Raw genomic sequence first — 18,866 nt, 5'->3', positions numbered from 1 at the left:
TTACTTATAATCCTGGCCGCGTCATGAAGCTCTCTTATAACTGGGTATTTCTGCCGGAAGGAATGGCGATCGTCTGCTACAATCGCGCCTCATTTATTGAATGGACAGCATTTTCACATGGTTTCAGAAATTAAAACCACAGAAGCGCCCACGCTACGTCGTGAACTCAAGGCGCGTCACCTGACGATGATCGCCATTGGCGGCTCAATCGGTACAGGTCTTTTCGTTGCCTCTGGCGCAACGATTTCGGCAGCCGGCCCGGGTGGGGCATTATTCTCTTATATTCTGATTGGCCTGATGGTGTACTTCCTGATGACCAGCCTCGGCGAACTGGCCGCGTATATGCCGGTATCCGGTTCGTTCTCGACCTACGGGCAAAAATACGTTGAGGAAGGCTTTGGCTTCGCGCTGGGCTGGAACTACTGGTACAACTGGGCGGTCACTATCGCCGTTGACCTCGTCGCCGCGCAGCTGGTGATGAACTGGTGGTTCCCGGATACGCCGGGCTGGATCTGGAGCGCCCTGTTCCTCGCCGTCATCTTCCTGCTGAACTACATCTCCGTGCGCGGTTTCGGCGAAGCGGAATACTGGTTCTCTTTGATCAAAGTGGCAACCGTCATCATCTTTATCGTCGTCGGTGTGGCGATGATCGTTGGTATTTTCAAAGGCGCAGAACCTGCGGGCTGGAGCAACTGGACAATAGGCGATGCGCCGTTTGCCGGCGGACTGTCGGCCATGATTGGCGTGGCGATGATTGTCGGCTTCTCCTTCCAGGGGACCGAGCTGATCGGTATCGCCGCCGGTGAGTCAGAGAACCCGGAGAAAAACATTCCGCGCGCGGTTCGTCAGGTCTTCTGGCGTATCCTGCTGTTCTATGTATTTGCGATCCTGATTATCAGCCTGATCATTCCGTATACCGATCCAAGCCTGCTGCGTAATGACGTTAAAGACATTAGCGTCAGCCCGTTCACGCTGGTCTTCCAGCACGCCGGTCTGCTTTCTGCCGCGGCAGTGATGAACGCCGTTATCCTGACCGCCGTCCTGTCAGCCGGTAACTCCGGGATGTACGCCTCTACCCGTATGCTCTACACGCTGGCCTGCGACGGTAAAGCGCCGCGTATTTTCGCGAAGCTGTCCCGCGGCGGCGTACCGCGTAACGCGCTGTACGCTACAACGGTGATTGCCGGTCTGTGCTTCCTGACCTCCATGTTTGGCAACCAGACGGTATACCTGTGGCTGCTGAACACCTCCGGGATGACGGGCTTTATCGCCTGGCTGGGGATTGCCATTAGCCACTATCGTTTCCGCCGTGGCTACGTCAAACAGGGTTATGACGTTAATCAGCTGCCGTATCGCTCAGGGTTCTTCCCGCTGGGTCCCATTTTCGCCTTCATTCTGTGCCTGATTATTACGCTGGGACAGAACTATGAAGCGTTCCTGGCGGACACCATTGACTGGGGCGCCGTCACGGCGACCTACATTGGTATTCCGCTGTTCCTCGTCATCTGGTTTGGTTACAAGCTGACGAAAGGAACACACTTCGTTCGCTACAGTGAAATGGAATTCCCGGAACGATTTAAAAAATAACCGCAATTCCTCTCTTTCAACCCGCTCGTTTGAGCGGGTTTTTTTATGCCCGCTCCGCAGAAACAAAGATATATTTCTTAACAATTTAATTGATAATAATTATCGTTTGCTTTATCGTTATCAAAAATAAACGTGTCACCGACCCACCGCAGACGTGGGCGGCAAGGAAGACGCGTGAGCAATGATGATTTGATTGAGTTGTATTTACCTCATGGAGATATGGAATGTTTAGGTTGAATCCCTTCGTCAGGGGAGGACTTTGCGCGTCCGCAATGTCCCTGGCCCTGCCTGTTATCGCAGCGGAATCCGGCGACACAATGGTTGTCACGGCCTCCGCGACCGAGCAAAACCTGAAAGACGCGCCGGCAAGCATCAGCGTAATTACCCAGGAAGATTTGCAGCGCAAACCCGTTCAGAACCTGAAAGATGTGTTACGGGATGTGCCGGGCGTACAGCTCACCAGCGAAGGGGACAACCGTAAAGGGGTAAGCATTCGCGGCCTGGACAGCAGCTATACGCTGATCCTGATCGACGGCAAGCGCGTCAATTCCCGTAACGCGGTATTCCGCCATAATGATTTCGACCTCAGCTGGGTGCCGGTTGACGCCATTGAACGCATCGAAGTGGTGCGCGGCCCGATGTCCTCGCTATACGGCTCCGATGCGCTGGGCGGCGTGGTGAACATCATCACCAAAAAAATCGGCCAGAAATGGACGGGCACCCTGAGCGCCGATTCCACCATTCAGGAGCATCGCGATCGTGGAGACACCTACAACGGTCAGTTCTATACCAGCGGCCCGCTGGTGGACGGCCTGCTGGGGCTGAAAGCCTACGGTAGCCTCGCAAAGCGTGAGAAAGACGGCCAGCAGAAGTCCTCTACCACGGCGAGCGGTGAAACCCCGCGCATTGAGGGCTTTACCAGCCGCGATGCCAACGTGGAGTTCGCGTGGACGCCGTCTGAAAATCACGACTTTACGGCGGGCTACGGTTTTGACCGTCAGGATCGCGACTCGGATTCCCTCGACAAAAACCGCCTCGAGCGTCAGAACTACTCTCTCAGCCACAACGGCCGCTGGGGTGTGGGCAACAGCGAGCTGAAGGTTTACGGCGAGAAGGTCGATAACAAAAACCCGGGCAACAGCAATCCGATCACCTCCGAGAGCAACGCGGTGGACGGGAAATACGTGCTGCCGCTGGGCGAAATCAACCAGATGATGACCTTCGGCGGCGAATGGCGTCACGATAAGCTGAAAGATCCGGTCAACCTGACGGGCGGCTCCGGCAGCAGTACGTCGACAAGCCAGTACGCGCTGTTCCTTGAGGATGAGTGGCGCATCTTTGAACCTCTGGCGCTGACCACCGGCATCCGTATGGACGACCATGATACCTACGGCGACCACTGGAGCCCGCGCGCCTATCTGGTCTACAACGCGACGGATACCGTCACGGTGAAGGGGGGCTGGGCTACGGCGTTTAAAGCCCCGTCACTGCTCCAGCTGAGCCCGGACTGGATCACCGGCTCGTGCCGCGGTGCCTGTGAGATTGTGGGTAACCCGGACCTGAAGCCGGAAACCAGCGAGAGCTTTGAATTCGGTCTTTACTACAGCGGGGAAGAGGGCTGGCTAGAGGGCGTACAGGCCAGTATCACCACCTTCCAGAATAATGTTGATGACCGCATCAGCATTAGCCGTACGGCGAACGTGAACCAGGCGCAGAGTTACCCTAACTACGTTGGCCTGAACGCGGACGGCGAGCCGATTTTCCGCTACTACAACGTTAACAAGGCGCGGATCCGCGGGGTGGAGACCGAGCTGAAATTCCCGCTGGCGGACGACTGGAAGGTGACCCTGAACTACACCTACAACGACGGTCGTGATATCAGCAACGGCGGCAACAAGCCGCTGTCCGATCTGCCGTTCCATACCGCCAACGGAACCGTTGACTGGAAGGCGACCCAGGACTGGTCGTTCTATGTTCAGGGCAACTACACCGGTGAGAAACGCGCGCTGACCAGCAGTGCACCAACGCCGGGTGGCTACGTCATCTGGAATACCGGTGCCGCGTGGCAGGCGACGAAAAGCGTGAAGCTGCGCGCGGGCGTGCAGAACCTGCTGGACAAAGATCTGAGTCGGGACGATTACAGCTATACGGAAGATGGCCGTCGCTACTTTGTGGGCGTGGATTATCAGTTCTGATGTGGCCAAGGTAAAAGCAAAACGGCAACGTAAGTTGCCGTTTTTCGTGTTTGTTCCCTCTCCCTGTGGGTGTACAGTCCGGGGACATAGTGAACACTTGTTCGGGGACATGGTAGACACTTACAACTAAGGCATAAGAACCCGTTTATGGAGTCGCTTATGCCGTGGGATGCGAGAGATACCATGTCATTACGTACCGAGTTTGTTTTGTTCGCCTCGCAGGACGGGGCGAACATCCGTTCCCTCTGCCGTCGCTTCGGCATTTCACCTGCTACCGGCTACAAGTGGCTTCAGCGCTGGGCTGTCGAGGGCGAACCCGGCCTGCAGGACCGCCCCCGCACGCCGCATCATTCCCCCAACCGCTCGTCTGACGACGTCACCGCCCTGCTGCGCATGGCACATGAGCGTCATGAACGCTGGGGCGCCCGCAAGATTAAGCGCTGGCTGGAAGACCAGGGACACCGTATGCCTGCCTTCAGCACTGTCCATAACCTGATGGCCCGTCACGGCCTGCTGCCCGGCACGGCTCCGGGTATTCCGGCCACCGGACGGTTCGAACATGACGCCCCGAACCGGCTCTGGCAGATGGATTTTAAGGGGCACTTCCCCTTTGGCGGCGGCCGTTGCCATCCGCTCACCCTGCTCGACGACCACTCCCGTTTTTCCCTGTGCCTCACACACTGTACCGATGAACGGCGTGAGACCGTGCAGCAACAGCTGGTCAGCGTCTTTGAACGCTACGGCCTGCCGGACCGGATGACGATGGATAACGGCTCACCGTGGGGCGACACAACCGGCACCTGGACGGCGCTGGAGCTGTGGCTGATGCGCCACGGTATCCGGGTGGGCCATTCCCGGCCTTATCATCCGCAGACGCAGGGCAAGCTGGAGCGTTTTCACCGCAGCCTGAAGGCGGAAGTGCTGCAGGGGAAATGGTTCGCGGACAGCGGCGAGCTGCAGCGTGCCTTCGACCACTGGCGGACGGTCTATAACCTTGAACGCCCGCACGAGGCGCTGGATATGGCGGTCCCGGCCTCACGCTATCAGCCGTCTGCGCGGCAGTACGGCGGCAGCGTGACGCCCCCGGAATATGATGAAGGTGTGCTGGTCAGGAAAGTGGATATCAGCGGGAAGCTGAGCTTACAGGGAGCCAGTCTGAATGCAGGAAAGGCGTTCAGGGGAGAACGGGTGGGGCTGAAGGAGACGCAGGAGGATGGCTGCTATGAAGTGTGGTGGTACAGCACGAAAGTGGGGGTGATCGACCTGAAGAAAAAGTCGATCACCATGGGTAAAGGATGTTAAAAAGTGTTCACCATGTCCCCGAACACCTGTCTACCATGTCCCCGGACCGTACATGGGAGAGGGCCAGGGTGAGGGCATCAGAGCGCACGCACCCGCACTTAGCCAAACAAATGCGCCGCATGGAAGCGGAGGTGATCCTCAATAAAGGACGCCATAAAGTAATAGCTGTGATCGTACCCGGGCTGAATGCGCAGCGTGAGCGGCCACTCTTTCTGACGCGCCGCTTCGGCAAACACGGCGGGCTGGAGTTGCCCGGCGAGGAACTGATCCGCATCGCCCTGATCGATAAGCATCGGGATCGCATTCGCTGAGTCGCTCGCCAGCATCAGCGCGCAGCTGTCCCATTCCTGCCATTTCGCTTCATCGTTACCCAGATAGTGGGTGAAGGCTTTTTGCCCCCACGGCACCTGTGTGGGGTTCACAATCGGCGCAAAGGCAGAGACGCTGGTATATTTACCCGGGTTTTTCAGCGCCATAATCAGCGCCCCGTGCCCGCCCATGGAATGTCCGCTAATGGCGCAGCGGTTGCTCACCGCAAACCCGGACTGAATCAGCGCGGGCAGCTCATCGCGAATGTAATCATACATACGGTAATGACGCGCCCAGGGCTGCTCGGTGGCATTCAGATAAAACCCGGCGCCTTTGCCCAGGTCATATCCCGCATCGTCGGCCACTTCATCCCCGCGCGGGCTGGTGTCAGGCATCACCAGCGCAATGCCCAGCTCGGCGGCAATACGCTGCGCGCCCGCTTTGGTGGTGAAGTTTTCGTCATTGCAGGTCAGGCCGGAAAGCCAGAATAAAACCGGTGGATTTTCCGCCGGGGGCAGGAAAATGCTGAACGTCATGGCACAGTTCAGGGTGGTGGAGTCGTGCCGCCAGCGCTGCTGTCGACCTTCAAAACAACGGTGCTCTTCGAGCAGTTCCATGCAGGGCTCCTTAATGAGAATGCGTATTCATAAAAACCATAATACAGCCTTTTCATTGACCTGTGAGTAACTTTCACTTTCGCCAGACGGCGAGATGCTGCATCATAAATTTACTTTTCTTTAACAATTGGAGCGGTCATGGCGCTGCGTATTGCGCTCAGTGGGTTTGTCGTGCTGGTGGTGGCGATGGGGATAGGGCGCTTTGCCTTTACGCCCCAAGTGCCGCTGATGATTGCTGCCGGACAGCTTACGCTGACCGGCGCGGGTCTGGTGGCGGCGATGAACTATCTGGGCTATCTGGTGGGGGCGTGGGACGCAATGCGCGCGCACCGCTTTGTTGAAGCGCGCCTCTGGCTTGGCATCACCGGCGCGGTGGCGCTGACGCTGCTCTCCGCCGCGGCGGATAACGCCATCGTGCATGGCCTGCTGCGTTTTGTCATCGGCTGCATGAGCGGCTGGTCGATGGTACTCATTGCCGCCTGGACCAACGAGCGGCTGGGACAGCTGGGCAAACCGGGTCTGAGCGCCGCCGTGTTTGCCGGGCCGGGGGCAGGCATTGCCCTGAGCGGGCTGCTCGCCATCTATATCCAGGCGAAATCCCTGTCGGCCGGGGCGGCATGGCAAATCTACGGGGTGCTGGCGCTGGTGCTGATTGCGCTGGTGGCACGCTATCTGCCGCGCGCGGGTCAGCTTCATCGCCCGGGGACTGCGCCTGAGCCGCTGCGGCTGACCGCGGATTTAAAGCGCCTGGTCTGGAGCTACAGCCTGGCGGGATTTGGCTATATCCTTCCGGCGACCTTTTTATCGCAAATGGCCGCCGTGCGTTTTCCCGGCAGCCTGTTTGCCCAGTTCGTCTGGCCGATATTTGGCCTCGCCGCCGTGGTGGGCATTGCGCTGAGTATTCTTTTGCGCCACACCTCAACGGCTAACCGCAGGCTGGCTATCGTCCTGTGGTTACAGGGGGCGGGCGTGCTGGCGGCCTGGCTGCTGCCGGGAATTGGCGGTTTGCTGACGGGCGGGCTGCTGGTAGGCGGCGGCTTTTTGTGCGCCGTGCAGCTCTCTCTTTTATACGGTCGCGAGCTGGCGCCCAACCACACGCGCTATATGGCAGGCCTGCTCACCACCGGGTATGCGATTGGGCAGCTGGTGGGGCCGGTCACCTCGGCGTTATCCACCTGGCTTACCCACCGGCTGGAGCCCGCGCTGGGGCTGGCGGGCGTTGCGCTGTTCGTCGGGGGAGCCCTGGTCTGGAATCGTCACGCTGAAAGGCAACAGCAATTGCAATAATTATCGTCGTGAATACTGGATTATGTGCGCCGCCTCACGCACAATGAACGCATACTTTTGCCACAACGAGGGCAAAAGACGCCACACCTGCAGGAGAACAAAATGTCATCACTCAGTAAAGAAGCTGCCCTGGTCCACGAAGCCCTGGTTGCGCGCGGTCTTGAAACGCCACTGCGTCCGCCCGTCCAGGATATGGACAATGAAACCCGCAAGCGTCTGATTGCCGGTCATATGACCGATATCATGGAGCTGCTGAATCTCGATCTGAGTGACGACAGTCTGATGGAGACGCCGCACCGCATCGCGAAAATGTACGTCGACGAAATTTTCTCCGGTCTGGACTACGCCAACTTCCCGAAAATCACCGTCATTGAAAACAAGATGAAGGTGGATGAGATGGTGACGGTGCGCGACATCACGCTGACCAGCACCTGTGAACACCACTTCGTGACCATTGACGGTAAAGCGACCGTGGCGTATATCCCCAAAGATACGGTGATTGGCCTGTCTAAGATCAACCGCATCGTGCAGTTCTTTGCTCAGCGTCCGCAGGTGCAGGAGCGTCTGACGCAGCAGATCCTGACCGCGCTGCAAACGCTGCTGGGCACCAATAACGTGGCCGTTTCTATCGATGCGGTTCACTACTGCGTGAAGGCGCGCGGCGTACGCGATGCGACCAGCGCAACGACCACCACCTCGCTGGGCGGTCTGTTTAAATCGAGCCAGAATACCCGCCAGGAGTTCCTGCGCGCCGTACGTCACCACAACTAAGTTTTACAGGGCAGGGACCATGGAGCGAAACGTCACGCTCGATTTTGTTCGCGGCGTCGCCATTCTCGGTATCCTGCTGCTTAATATCAGCGCCTTCGGTCTGCCGAAGGCCGCTTATCTTAATCCGGCCTGGTATGGCGACATCACTCTTCGCGATGCCTGGACCTGGGCGATCCTCGATCTCTTCGCGCAGGTTAAATTCCTCACGCTTTTTGCCCTGCTGTTTGGCGCAGGTCTTCAACTTCTCCTCAAACGCGGCACCCGCTGGATCCAGTCGCGGCTGACGCTGCTGGTGATCCTCGGGTTTATTCACGGCCTGTTCTTCTGGGACGGCGATATTCTTCTCGCGTATGGGCTAGTTGGGCTTATCTGCTGGCGTCTCATTCGCGATGCGCACAGCGTAAAAAGCCTGTTTAACACCGGCGCGATGCTTTATCTCATGGGGCTTGGGGTGCTGCTGCTGCTGGGGACGATCTCCGGCGAGACGACTAACCGTGCCTGGATCCCGGATGCGGCTAACCTGCAGTACGAACAGTTCTGGAAGCTGAAAGGCGGTACGGAAGCGATAAGCAACCGTGCGGATATGCTGGGGGATAGCCTCCTTGCGCTGGGCGCGCAATACGGCTGGCAGCTGGCGGGGATGATGCTGATGGGCGCGTCGCTGATGCGCACCGGCTGGCTCAAAGGGGAATTCAGCCTGCGTCACTATCGCCGTACCGGCGCAGGGCTGGTCCTGCTCGGCGTGCTGATTAACCTCCCGGCGGTGATAACGCAGTGGCATATCCACTGGGATTACCGCTGGTGCGCGTTCCTGCTCCAGGTGCCGCGCGAACTGAGCGCGCCGTTTCAGACCATCGGCTACGCGGCGCTGATCTACGGCTTCTGGCCAACGCTTTCTCGTCTTTGGATTGTCAGCGCTATCGCCTGCGTGGGCCGCATGGCGCTGAGTAATTACCTTCTGCAAACGCTGATTTGCACCACGCTTTTCTATCGCTTTGGCCTGTTTATGAAATTCGACCGCCTTACGCTGCTGGCGTTTGTTATTCCGGTCTGGGCAGTAAACCTGGCGTTTTCTGTTCTCTGGCTACGCTATTTCCGCCAGGGGCCGCTGGAGTGGGTGTGGCGTCAGTTAACCGCACATGCTTCAGGGATATCATTGAGGAATACATCCAGATAACGATCTGGATCACAATCATTAACAAAACGGATGTAAGCGTTTTCATGACTGTGAGCTTCTTCACGTAGTCCCCTTTCTCTCGCTGCCAAAATAGCCACCTTGCTAAACACAGGGGGTGTCTGTGAGTTGCTGCAATCCTTTGAAGGATGGTGAATATGATCACCATTCGTGACGTCGCCCGTCAGGCGGGTGTTTCCGTGGCCACCGTCTCACGCGTGCTGAATAACAGCGCGCTGGTCAGCCCTGAAACCCGTGAAACCGTAATGAAGGCCGTCACCCAGCTCGGGTACCGGCCAAATGCCAACGCCCAGGCGCTTGCCACGCAGGTCAGCGACACCATCGGCGTGGTGGTAATGGATGTATCGGATGCCTTTTTCGGCGCGCTGGTGAAGGCGGTCGACGTGGTCGCCCAGCAGCACCAGAAATATGTCCTGATCGGCAATAGCTATCATGAGGCGGAAAAAGAGCGCCACGCCATCGAGGTCCTGATTCGACAGCGCTGTAACGCCTTAATTGTCCATTCAAAGGCCCTGAGCGACGAAGAGCTAACCGGCTTTATGGATCAGATCCCGGGCATGGTGCTGATCAACCGCATTGTTCCCGGCTATGCCCATCGCTGCGTCGGGCTGGATAACGTCAGCGGCGCGATGATGGCCACGAAAATGCTCATTAACAACGGACATCAGCGGATCGGCTATCTGGCCTCCAGCCATCAGATTGAGGATGACGAGCTGCGGCGCGAAGGATGGCAAAACGCCCTGAAAGAGCACGGCATTACGCCATCCGAGAGCTGGGTGGGAACCGGCACGCCGGACATGCAGGGCGGTGAGGCGGCCATGGTGGAGCTGCTGGGTCGTAATCTGCAGCTGTCTGCGGTGTTTGCCTATAACGACAGCATGGCGGCAGGGGCGCTAACGGCGCTGAAGGATAACGGCATTGCGGTGCCACCGCATTTGTCACTCATTGGTTTTGATGATATCCCGATTGCCCGTTACACCGACCCGCAGCTGACAACGGTGCGCTACCCCATCGCCTCAATGGCGAAACTGGCGACGGAGCTGGCGCTGCAGGGGGCGGCAGGGCTGCTGGATCCGGGGGCAACACATTGTTTCATGCCGACTTTAGTGCGTCGCCACTCGGTCGCCGTCCGGCAAATTGTGGTTCCGATCACTAACTGATTACATCAGGTGATGTAACCGTTTTCAATCTGTGAGTAAATTCACAGTATCTTAACAAGGCGCTGACTATGATGTCAGCGTTTTAGGGACTGAAACGCTATGTAACGGTGATTATTCACTTTCACTATAGCCAATGTGCCGCAAACAACGAATAAAACGCATTTCTGGAGCGTTACCGAACACGGAAGAAAGAAATTTTATAAGTGAACTTCGGCTGTCAGTAACGTTTTATTAACACCTGCCCGCCGATCGTTATTCACCAGAACTACCCTGCATAAAAAAAAACGGAGATACCATGAATAAGAAGGTGTTGACCCTGTCTGCTGTAATGGCAAGCATGCTTTTTGGTGCAGCAGCGCACGCTGCGGATACCCGTATTGGTGTGACCATCTATAAATACGACGACAACTTCATGTCTGTTGTGCGTAAAGCGATTGAGAAAGATGCGAAAGCAGCGCCAGACGTTCAGCTGCTGATGAACGACTCCCAGAACGACCAGTCCAAACAGAACGACCAGATCGACGTTCTGCTGGCGAAAGGCGTGAAAGCCCTGGCCATTAACCTGGTTGACCCGGCTGCAGCAGGCACGGTAATTGAAAAAGCGCGCGGCCAGAACGTGCCAATCGTCTTCTTCAACAAAGAACCTTCCCGTAAGGCGCTGGATAGCTACGACAAAGCGTATTACGTCGGTACCGACTCCAAAGAGTCCGGCATTATTCAGGGCGACCTGATTGCGAAACACTGGGCGGCGAACCCGAACTGGGACCTGAACAAAGACGGTCAGATCCAGTTCGTGCTGCTGAAAGGCGAACCTGGCCACCCGGATGCTGAAGCCCGTACCACCTACGTCATCAAAGAGCTGAACGACAAGGGTCTGAAAACCCAGCAGCTGGCGTTAGATACCGCGATGTGGGATACGGCCCAGGCGAAAGATAAGATGGACGCGTGGCTGTCCGGCCCGAACGCCAACAAAATTGAAGTGGTTATCGCCAACAACGATGCGATGGCAATGGGTGCGGTTGAAGCGCTGAAGGCCCACAACAAATCCTCTATCCCGGTCTTCGGCGTGGATGCGCTGCCAGAAGCGCTGGCGCTGGTTAAATCCGGTGCGATGGCCGGTACCGTGCTGAACGATGCCAACAACCAGGCGAAAGCCACCTTCGATCTGGCGAAAAACCTGGCCGATGGCAAAGGCGCGGCAGACGGCACCAGCTGGAAAATTGAAAACAAAATCGTTCGCGTACCTTACGTTGGCGTAGACCAGTCCAACCTGGCTGAGTTTATCGGTAAATAAGTTTTTAGTACTGTCTCCACTGGGCGCAATTCGTTGCGCCCTTTTATAACGCGATATGCGAGGCCAACAAGGTATAATTATGGTCAGCACAACTACTCAGTCATCCGGTGAATACCTGTTGGAAATGAGCGATATCAACAAGTCATTTCCCGGCGTTAAGGCACTCGATAATGTTAATTTAAAAGTTCGTCCTCACTCTATTCATGCTTTAATGGGGGAGAACGGTGCAGGTAAATCAACATTATTAAAATGCCTTTTTGGGATCTATCAAAAAGATTCTGGCAGTATTCTTTTTCAGGGGAAGGAGATCGATTTCCATTCAGCGAAAGAAGCGCTGGAAAACGGTATCTCGATGGTTCACCAGGAATTAAACCTGGTGCTGCAGCGTTCAGTCATGGATAACATGTGGTTGGGGCGTTATCCCACCAAAGGTGTCTTTGTCGATCAGGACAAAATGTATCGCGACACCAAGGCGATTTTCGACGAGCTGGATATTGATATCGATCCGCGCGCCCGCGTGGGGACATTATCCGTCTCCCAGATGCAGATGATCGAAATTGCCAAAGCGTTCTCCTATGATGCGAAAATCGTCATCATGGACGAACCGACATCGTCATTAACGGAAAAAGAGGTTAATCACCTTTTTACCATCATTCGCAAGCTTAAAGATCGCGGCTGCGGCATTGTGTACATCTCCCACAAAATGGAAGAGATCTTCCAGCTGTGCGATGAGATCACCATCCTGCGCGACGGCCAGTGGATTGCCACGCAGCCGCTCGAAGGGCTGGACATGGACAAGATCATCGCCATGATGGTTGGCCGCTCCCTGAACCAGCGCTTCCCGGATAAAGAAAACAAGCCGGGGGAAGTGATCCTGGAGGTGCGTAACCTCACGTCACTGCGTCAGCCCTCAATTCGCGATGTCTCCTTCGACCTGCACAAGGGCGAAATTCTGGGGATCGCCGGGCTGGTGGGCGCCAAACGTACCGATATCGTGGAAACCTTATTTGGTATCCGTGAAAAATCGGGCGGCACCATTACGCTGCACGGGAAGAAAATTAATAACCACAACGCCAACGAAGCCATCAATAATGGTTTTGCGCTGGTGACCGAAGAGCGCCGCTCGACCGGTATTTATGCCTACCTGGATATTAACTTTAACTCGTTAATTTCTAATATCCGCAACTATAAAAGCAAAATCGGCCTGCTGGATAATTCCCGCATGAAGAGCGATACCCAGTGGGTGATTGATTCCATGCGCGTAAAAACGCCAGGACACCGCACCCAGATTGGTTCGCTGTCGGGCGGTAACCAGCAGAAAGTTATTATCGGACGTTGGTTATTAACCCAGCCAGAAATTCTGATGCTGGATGAACCGACCCGCGGTATTGACGTCGGCGCGAAGTTTGAAATCTATCAGCTGATTGCCGAGCTGGCGAAAAAGAATAAAGGGATCATTATTATTTCTTCCGAAATGCCGGAACTGTTAGGGATCACAGATCGTATTCTGGTTATGAGCAATGGTCTCGTTGCCGGTATTGTTGACACCAAAACGACAACGCAAAACGAAATTTTGCGTCTTGCGTCTTTGCACCTTTAAGATCAGGGGCTCCTCATGAGTGCGTTAAATAAAAAAAGTTTTCTCACTTACCTGAAAGAAGGCGGTATTTACGTCGTTCTTTTAGTCTTGCTGGCAATCATCATTTTCCAGGACCCTACGTTCTTAAGCCTGCTGAACCTGAGTAACATTCTGACCCAGTCCTCCGTGCGTATTATCATTGCGCTGGGCGTGGCGGGGCTGATCGTGACCCAGGGGACGGACCTTTCTGCCGGACGCCAGGTGGGACTGGCGGCGGTTATCGCGGCAACCCTGCTGCAGTCGATGGAAAACGCCAACAAGGTCTTCCCGGAAATGGCGACCATGCCGATTTTCGTGGTGATCCTGATTGTCTGCGCCATCGGGGCGGTGATTGGCCTGATCAACGGTATTATCATCGCCTACCTGAACGTGACGCCGTTTATCACCACGTTGGGTACGATGATCATCGTTTACGGTATCAACTCCCTGTACTACGACTTCGTGGGCGCGTCCCCCATTTCGGGCTTTGACAGCGGCTTCTCGACCTTTACGCAAGGGTTTATCGCGCTGGGCAGCTTCCGCCTGTCGTATATCACCTTCTATGCGCTGATTGCGGTGGCCTTCGTCTGGATCCTGTGGAATAAAACGCGCTTTGGTAAAAACATCTTCGCCATCGGCGGTAACCCGGAAGCGGCGAAAGTGTCCGGCGTAAACGTGGCGCTGAACCTGCTCATCATCTATGCCCTGTCAGGCGTGTTCTACGCCTTCGGCGGGATGCTGGAAGCGGGCCGTATCGGCTCTGCCACCAACAATCTTGGCTTCATGTACGAGCTGGATGCGATTGCAGCCTGCGTGGTGGGCGGCGTCTCCTTCAGCGGCGGCGTCGGGACGGTACTCGGCGTCGTGACCGGTGTGATCATCTTCACCGTCATCAACTACGGGTTAACCTACATCGGCGTGAACCCGTACTGGCAGTACATCATCAAGGGCGCCATCATTATCTTCGCCGTTGCGCTGGATTCCCTGAAGTACGCGCGTAAGAAATAATCATCTCTGGCTATACCCGGCCCGCTCACCGAGCGGGCTTTTTTATGCCTTATGCCAGATGCGACTCCTCGTGCGTCACAATGCGTTCAAACCAGTCGAGTTCAGAGAGCTTGCAGGCGACCCACTGTTCGGAAAAGGCCTCGCCCAGGCTGTCGGTGAGGTACTGACAGCGGGCAAAAGCCTCAATCGCTTCCTGCTGGAACAGCGGCAGAACGGATTGTTCGTGCTGCGGTTCAGGTAAATCCCCCTCGTCGATATGTTCCAGCCCGTACAGCATGCCGGTAAGAATAGTGGCTACCGCAAGATACGGATTGGCGTCAGCCCCGGCCAGCCGGTACTCGATGCGACGGTTGCGGTCTTCCGAGCAGGGAATGCGCAACGCGGCGCAGCGGGTGTTATAGCCCCAGGAGTTAAAGACGGGCTCGGTCAGATTTTTGCGCAGGCGGCGGAACGCGTTGACGCCCGGTGCAAGAATGGCGACGGAGGCGGGCATCAGCGCCAGCTGGCCCGCGATGCACAAGCGCATCATGCTGTTAGGCGCGTTCACCGGGGAAGCAAAGACGTTTTCGCCGTGACGATCGTTCAGGCTGAAATGGACGTGCAAACCGCTGCCGGAAAGCTCGCTGAACGGCTTAGCCATAAAGTTGGCCTGCAGGCCGTGCTTTTCGGCAACGTATCGGGTCAGGCGGCGCAGCGCCAGCACGCTATCGCAGACCTCAACGACGCGATGGCTGTGCTTCAGGTTTAATTCGTACTGGCCGGATTCGGCCTCCGCCACGACGCCGGACAGAGGGATGCGCTGAAGGTGCGCCAGCTGTTCCAGCTCGTCAAACAGCGCCGCATGCGCCGACGAGGTATCCATATGAAAACAGCCCTGATTTTGCGGATTGCGATCGCCCCGTCCCGTCAGGTAGAACTCGATTTCCGGGGCAATGACCGGAAAGAGGCCGTGCTGGTGGAAGCGGGCCAGCACGTTCTGCAGTATCACGCGGGGCTCAAGCGGGCAGGGGGTATCGTCGCTGTCTTTCATCGTCAGCAGGATCTGCGCGTTGTGCTCCGGATCCTGCGGGCAGGGACGCAAAGAGCCGGCAACCGGAACGCAGAGTCGGTCCGGTTCTTCATAAAGCGGGGCGGCGATTTTTCCCGTCTGGTCCATCGAATAGACGGAAAGCGGAAAATAACAGCCTTTTTCCAGATTTAGCATGCTCTCCACCGAGAGGCGCTTGCCGCGCATCGTGCCGTTGATATCGTTCAGGTAAACGTCGATATGATTCGTCTGCGGGTAACGTTCAAGATAATCGGCCACTTCCACGGCGACGCTGTGCTGCAGGGCGTCAATTTTTTCATCCAGCCAGAGACCAGAATTGAGCGCGCCGGGGAGTGATAAGCCGGGAAAGTTAAAATACGGACGGAGACTTTTGAGGAAAAACGCGTTCATTATCGAGTTCATAGTCATTCTTCAATGAAGCCGTAGCGGCAATGAACTCAGCTTAAAAGAGCCGACGTAAAGAGGAGATAAAAAGGGTCAGCACTGGCGTAAAGAAAGTATAAAGGCGGCCCTGTTATTTCTCTTTTTTCTGCATATCAAGCAGCTGTTCGGGCGTTACCGCCGGGTAGCCCTGCGCGTCTTCCGGCACTTCGTGCATCGTCGGAATCGGCACCAGCGGGCCTAAAAAGCGCGGTTCGCGTTTGAAGATATACAGGTCTGCCAGCGCACCAAAGCGGGCGCCGAACTCGCGCACGCGCACGCTGAGCATATCTTTTGGCGACGGCACCGCGTAACACTGCGCCTGAATGCCCATATGCAGCGCGATAAACAGCGCGCGTTCGCAGTGGAAGCGCTGGGTGATGATGATGAAGTCGTTGGTGTCGAAGACCTTGCGCGTGCGGACGATGGAGTCCAGGGTGCGGAACCCGGCGTAGTCGAGCACGATATCGGCAGGATCCACGCCCCCGGCAATCAAATCCTTACGCATCGTCACCGGCTCATTGTAGCTTTGCAGGGCGTTATCACCGCTTAACAGCAGATAGTTCACCTTGCCGCTGTTGTAGGCGTTCAGCGCGCCCTGAATGCGGTAGCGGTAATACTGGTTGATCACGCCGGTGCGGTAATACTTGGCGGTGCCGAGCACCACGCCAACCTGACGGTAGGGCAGGTCCTGCAGGTCGTCAAAGATGTAGGGGGCGGTTTTCCAGCTCATCCAGCGGTCGAGACCGAGCACGATCAACAGCAGTATGCCGACCAGGACAGACAGGCTGTAAAAAACGCGCTTTAACATGCAGATGGCTCGTACCGAAGGTGAAATTTAACTCAGGCTACTTTACCCGCCTGGTTAGCGCAAGAAACAGCGACTCAACTGAGGGGTTTTTCAGCAAACTGGCGGGCATTTCTGCCCGCCGGAAGGATTACGCCAGCAGTACGCGGTCAATCGTCGTGCAGCCCAGCGCCTTAAGCGTTGCGGCGGTGGCATCCCACTGAATCAGCGGCGCATCGGCGATTTCAGCCAGAATGGCGCGCTGAATGTCAGGATAATCATAGCTGTTCAGGCTCAGCAGATTGAGCGCGCCCTGCAGCGGCGGCAGCGTTGGGTTAAACGCGGCGTTTTCCGCATAGCTGCCGGTGAAGATTCGGCCATCGCGGCACTGCAGCGCCACGCCGCTCGGAGATTTGCTGTACGGCGTATGGCTCTTGTTGGCGGCGCGAATGGCCGCCTGGCTCAGGTCATCGCCGGACAGGGCGAAACCGTGGTCCTGATCGTCCATCAGCAGGGTTTTGATCTCCAGATCTTTCGGGCCAAACGCGTCGGGCAGGTAATCCGCCAGCGTGTGCGGCGCGCGGCCAGGCAGGTTGATGCGCAGCTGCAGCCCGCTGTTCAGCTCGTTCATAAACTGACGGCAGTGTCCGCACGGGGTGTAGTTAACGGTAATCGCGCTCAGCGCTTTTTCACCGCGCAGCCAGGCGTGACTGATGGCGCTCTGCTCGGCGTGCACGGTTTGCTGCATGGTGGCGCCCAGGAACTCCATATTGCCGCCGAAGTACCAGGTTCCGCTGACGCCGCGCGCAATGGCCCCGACGTTGAAGTGGGAGAGATCGGCCCGCGCGCAGGCGGCAGCCAGAGGAAGCAGTGCGAAAGCCAGCGCGTCTTCGTCCAGTCCCGTTGCCTGTTTCAGCATCGTGACCTGCTCCGCGGTCAGCAGGGCGGGGAAGTGCGCATCTGCCAGTACGGGAGCCAGGGCTGACTGCAAATTCTCTGCAAGCTGGGCGAAAGCAGCTTGAAAACGTGGGTGCATGGCGTTTGCCTCATAAAGGTTAATGGATCGGTAGTTTACGGAGCCGCTAGGGCTTTATATGTGATCCACTTCTCATTATGTATGCAACTTATGAAATCAAAATGAAATTTGCGCGACGCATCGCAAATTTTAGCCCATCACCGCCAGGATCAGCGGGAAAATGAACGGGGCCAGCAGGGAGGTGATAATCCCGCAGATCACCAGCGCCAGGGAGCTAAACGCCCCTTCCTGATAGTCCAGCTCCGCGCAGCGGGCAGTACCCAGCGCGTGCGAGGCGGTGCCCATCGACAGCCCCCGCGCCGCTTTAGTATGAATACGCATCGCGTTCAGCAGGGTGTGGCCAAACACCGCGCCGAGAATGCCGACGAAAATGACGCACATCGCGCTGATGGCCGGGATCCCGCCGAGGCTGCCGCCAACGGCCATCGCGATAGGCGTGGTCACCGATTTAGGCAGAATAGAGGCGGCAATCTGCGGGGAGGCCCCCATCAGCAGCGCCACCGACGTGCCGGTGATCATCGCCACCAGGCTGCCCACAAAACAGATGGTAATGATGGATTTCCAGCGGGCGCGGATCTGGTGCAGCTGCTCATATAAAGGAAAGGCAAGCGCCACAACGGCGGGCTGCAGCAGGTCGTTTAAAATTTTGCTGCCGGCAAAGTAGCGTTCGTAAGGAATGCCGGTGAGCAGCAGGAACGGAATAATCACCACCATCGCCACCAGCAGCGGGTTCAGCAACGGCATTTTGAACCGCGCGGCAAGCTTACGTGCGGCGAAGAACACCGCCAGGGTTAACGGCAGCGACCACCAGATATTGGCCATCATTTTTTTGTTTTCTCCCCAATCACGTTACGTTCGCCGTGCACCAGATGCGAACTCCAGCTCACCACCAGGAAAACCACCAGCGTGCTGACCGCGCAGGAGACCACGATCGGGCCGAACTGGGCCTTGAGCAAATCAAAATACTGCATGACGCCGACGCCGATGGGCACGAAAAGCAGCGCCATATAGCGGATGAGGACGAAGCAGCCGGGGTTGACCCATTTTGCGGGCAGGATCTGCAGCGCCAGCAAGACGAAGAGGATCAGCATGCCGATAATGCTGCCGGGGATGGTGATGGGCAGCAGCGACGCGACGAAAATCCCGGCATAGAGGCAGGCGTAAATCAGGACGAATGCGCGCAGATATTGCCAGATAATGTTCAATGATTTGCTCATGGTGATAGTCCTTGC

At 56.7% G+C, this 18,866-nt stretch carries 16 protein-coding genes; 10 read left to right on the top strand and 6 right to left on the bottom strand.

The genetic code is table 11. From position 1 onward, the window contains the following. Positions 1–117 precede the first annotated feature (117 nt). The 3 genes from FY206_RS16720 (at position 118) to FY206_RS16710 (ending at position 5,084) form a co-directional block, all read left to right on the top strand. The gene (locus tag FY206_RS16720; RefSeq protein WP_032641789.1) at positions 118–1,587 is read left to right on the top strand and encodes an amino acid permease; all 1,470 of its coding nucleotides are present in this window, start codon (positions 118–120) and stop codon (positions 1,585–1,587) included. A 224-nt stretch (positions 1,588–1,811) separates the two neighbouring features. Then, positions 1,812–3,782 (top strand): catecholate siderophore receptor CirA, encoded by a 1,971-nt coding sequence (gene cirA, locus FY206_RS16715; RefSeq protein ID WP_032641787.1) that lies wholly within the window; start codon positions 1,812–1,814, stop codon positions 3,780–3,782. Between the two features lie 159 nt (positions 3,783–3,941). Then, entirely contained in the window at positions 3,942–5,084 is a 1,143-nt protein-coding gene (locus FY206_RS16710) for an IS481 family transposase (protein ID WP_032638743.1), read from the top strand. Positions 5,085–5,182: 98 nt separating this feature from the next. Here FY206_RS16710 and fghA read toward each other — a convergent pair whose 3' ends face one another. Continuing rightward, positions 5,183–6,010 (bottom strand): S-formylglutathione hydrolase, encoded by an 828-nt coding sequence (fghA, locus tag FY206_RS16705; protein ID WP_032641785.1) that lies wholly within the window; start codon positions 6,008–6,010, stop codon positions 5,183–5,185. Positions 6,011–6,148: 138 nt separating this feature from the next. On the opposite strand from fghA, the gene FY206_RS16700 reads away from it, so the two are divergent. The 7 genes from FY206_RS16700 (at position 6,149) to mglC (ending at position 14,343) form a co-directional block, all read left to right on the top strand. Next, entirely contained in the window at positions 6,149–7,297 is a 1,149-nt protein-coding gene (locus tag FY206_RS16700) for a YbfB/YjiJ family MFS transporter (protein WP_032641782.1), read from the top strand. Positions 7,298–7,399: 102 nt separating this feature from the next. Next, entirely contained in the window at positions 7,400–8,068 is a 669-nt protein-coding gene (folE, locus tag FY206_RS16695; RefSeq protein ID WP_025756263.1) for a GTP cyclohydrolase I FolE, read from the top strand. A 19-nt stretch (positions 8,069–8,087) separates the two neighbouring features. Then, positions 8,088–9,245 carry a DUF418 domain-containing protein YeiB gene (yeiB, locus tag FY206_RS16690; RefSeq protein WP_032641779.1) on the top strand — a complete coding sequence of 386 codons (1,158 nt, stop codon included), beginning with the start codon at positions 8,088–8,090 and terminating at the stop codon, positions 9,243–9,245. 155 nt (positions 9,246–9,400) lie between these two features. Continuing rightward, a complete protein-coding gene (gene galS, locus FY206_RS16685) occupies positions 9,401–10,423 on the top strand; it encodes an HTH-type transcriptional regulator GalS (protein ID WP_032641776.1) in 1,023 nt (340 codons plus the stop codon). Between the two features lie 295 nt (positions 10,424–10,718). Next, a complete protein-coding gene (mglB, locus tag FY206_RS16680; protein ID WP_023312468.1) occupies positions 10,719–11,717 on the top strand; it encodes a galactose/glucose ABC transporter substrate-binding protein MglB in 999 nt (332 codons plus the stop codon). A gap of 79 nt (positions 11,718–11,796) precedes the next feature. Beyond that, positions 11,797–13,317 (top strand): galactose/methyl galactoside ABC transporter ATP-binding protein MglA, encoded by a 1,521-nt coding sequence (mglA, locus tag FY206_RS16675; RefSeq protein WP_032641772.1) that lies wholly within the window; start codon positions 11,797–11,799, stop codon positions 13,315–13,317. A 15-nt stretch (positions 13,318–13,332) separates the two neighbouring features. Next, on the top strand, positions 13,333–14,343 hold the full coding sequence (gene mglC, locus FY206_RS16670) for a galactose/methyl galactoside ABC transporter permease MglC (RefSeq protein ID WP_008500921.1): 1,011 nt from the start codon (positions 13,333–13,335) through the stop codon (positions 14,341–14,343). Between the two features lie 49 nt (positions 14,344–14,392). Here mglC and FY206_RS16665 read toward each other — a convergent pair whose 3' ends face one another. From FY206_RS16665 to FY206_RS16645, 5 genes are all read right to left on the bottom strand, one after another. After that, complete coding sequence (locus FY206_RS16665; protein ID WP_032642677.1) at positions 14,393–15,781, bottom strand: glutamine synthetase family protein; 1,389 nt, start codon at positions 15,779–15,781, stop codon at positions 14,393–14,395. Positions 15,782–15,905: 124 nt separating this feature from the next. Then, complete coding sequence (sanA, locus tag FY206_RS16660; protein ID WP_032641770.1) at positions 15,906–16,622, bottom strand: outer membrane permeability protein SanA; 717 nt, start codon at positions 16,620–16,622, stop codon at positions 15,906–15,908. 127 nt (positions 16,623–16,749) lie between these two features. After that, complete coding sequence (gene cdd, locus FY206_RS16655) at positions 16,750–17,634, bottom strand: cytidine deaminase (RefSeq protein WP_032641768.1); 885 nt, start codon at positions 17,632–17,634, stop codon at positions 16,750–16,752. 129 nt (positions 17,635–17,763) lie between these two features. Next, the gene (locus FY206_RS16650) at positions 17,764–18,459 is read right to left on the bottom strand and encodes a CidB/LrgB family autolysis modulator (protein ID WP_024908161.1); all 696 of its coding nucleotides are present in this window, start codon (positions 18,457–18,459) and stop codon (positions 17,764–17,766) included. Continuing rightward, a complete protein-coding gene (locus tag FY206_RS16645) occupies positions 18,456–18,851 on the bottom strand; it encodes a CidA/LrgA family protein (RefSeq protein WP_023336341.1) in 396 nt (131 codons plus the stop codon). Before FY206_RS16645 ends, FY206_RS16650 begins: the two co-directional genes overlap by 4 nt. Between the last annotated feature and the right edge of the window lie 15 nt (positions 18,852–18,866).

The organism is Enterobacter chengduensis (assembly GCF_001984825.2).
Lineage (GTDB): Bacteria > Pseudomonadota > Gammaproteobacteria > Enterobacterales > Enterobacteriaceae > Enterobacter > Enterobacter chengduensis.
The sequence above is the reverse complement of the archived record's forward strand: the minus strand, read 5'-3'. Positions and strand labels throughout refer to the sequence as shown.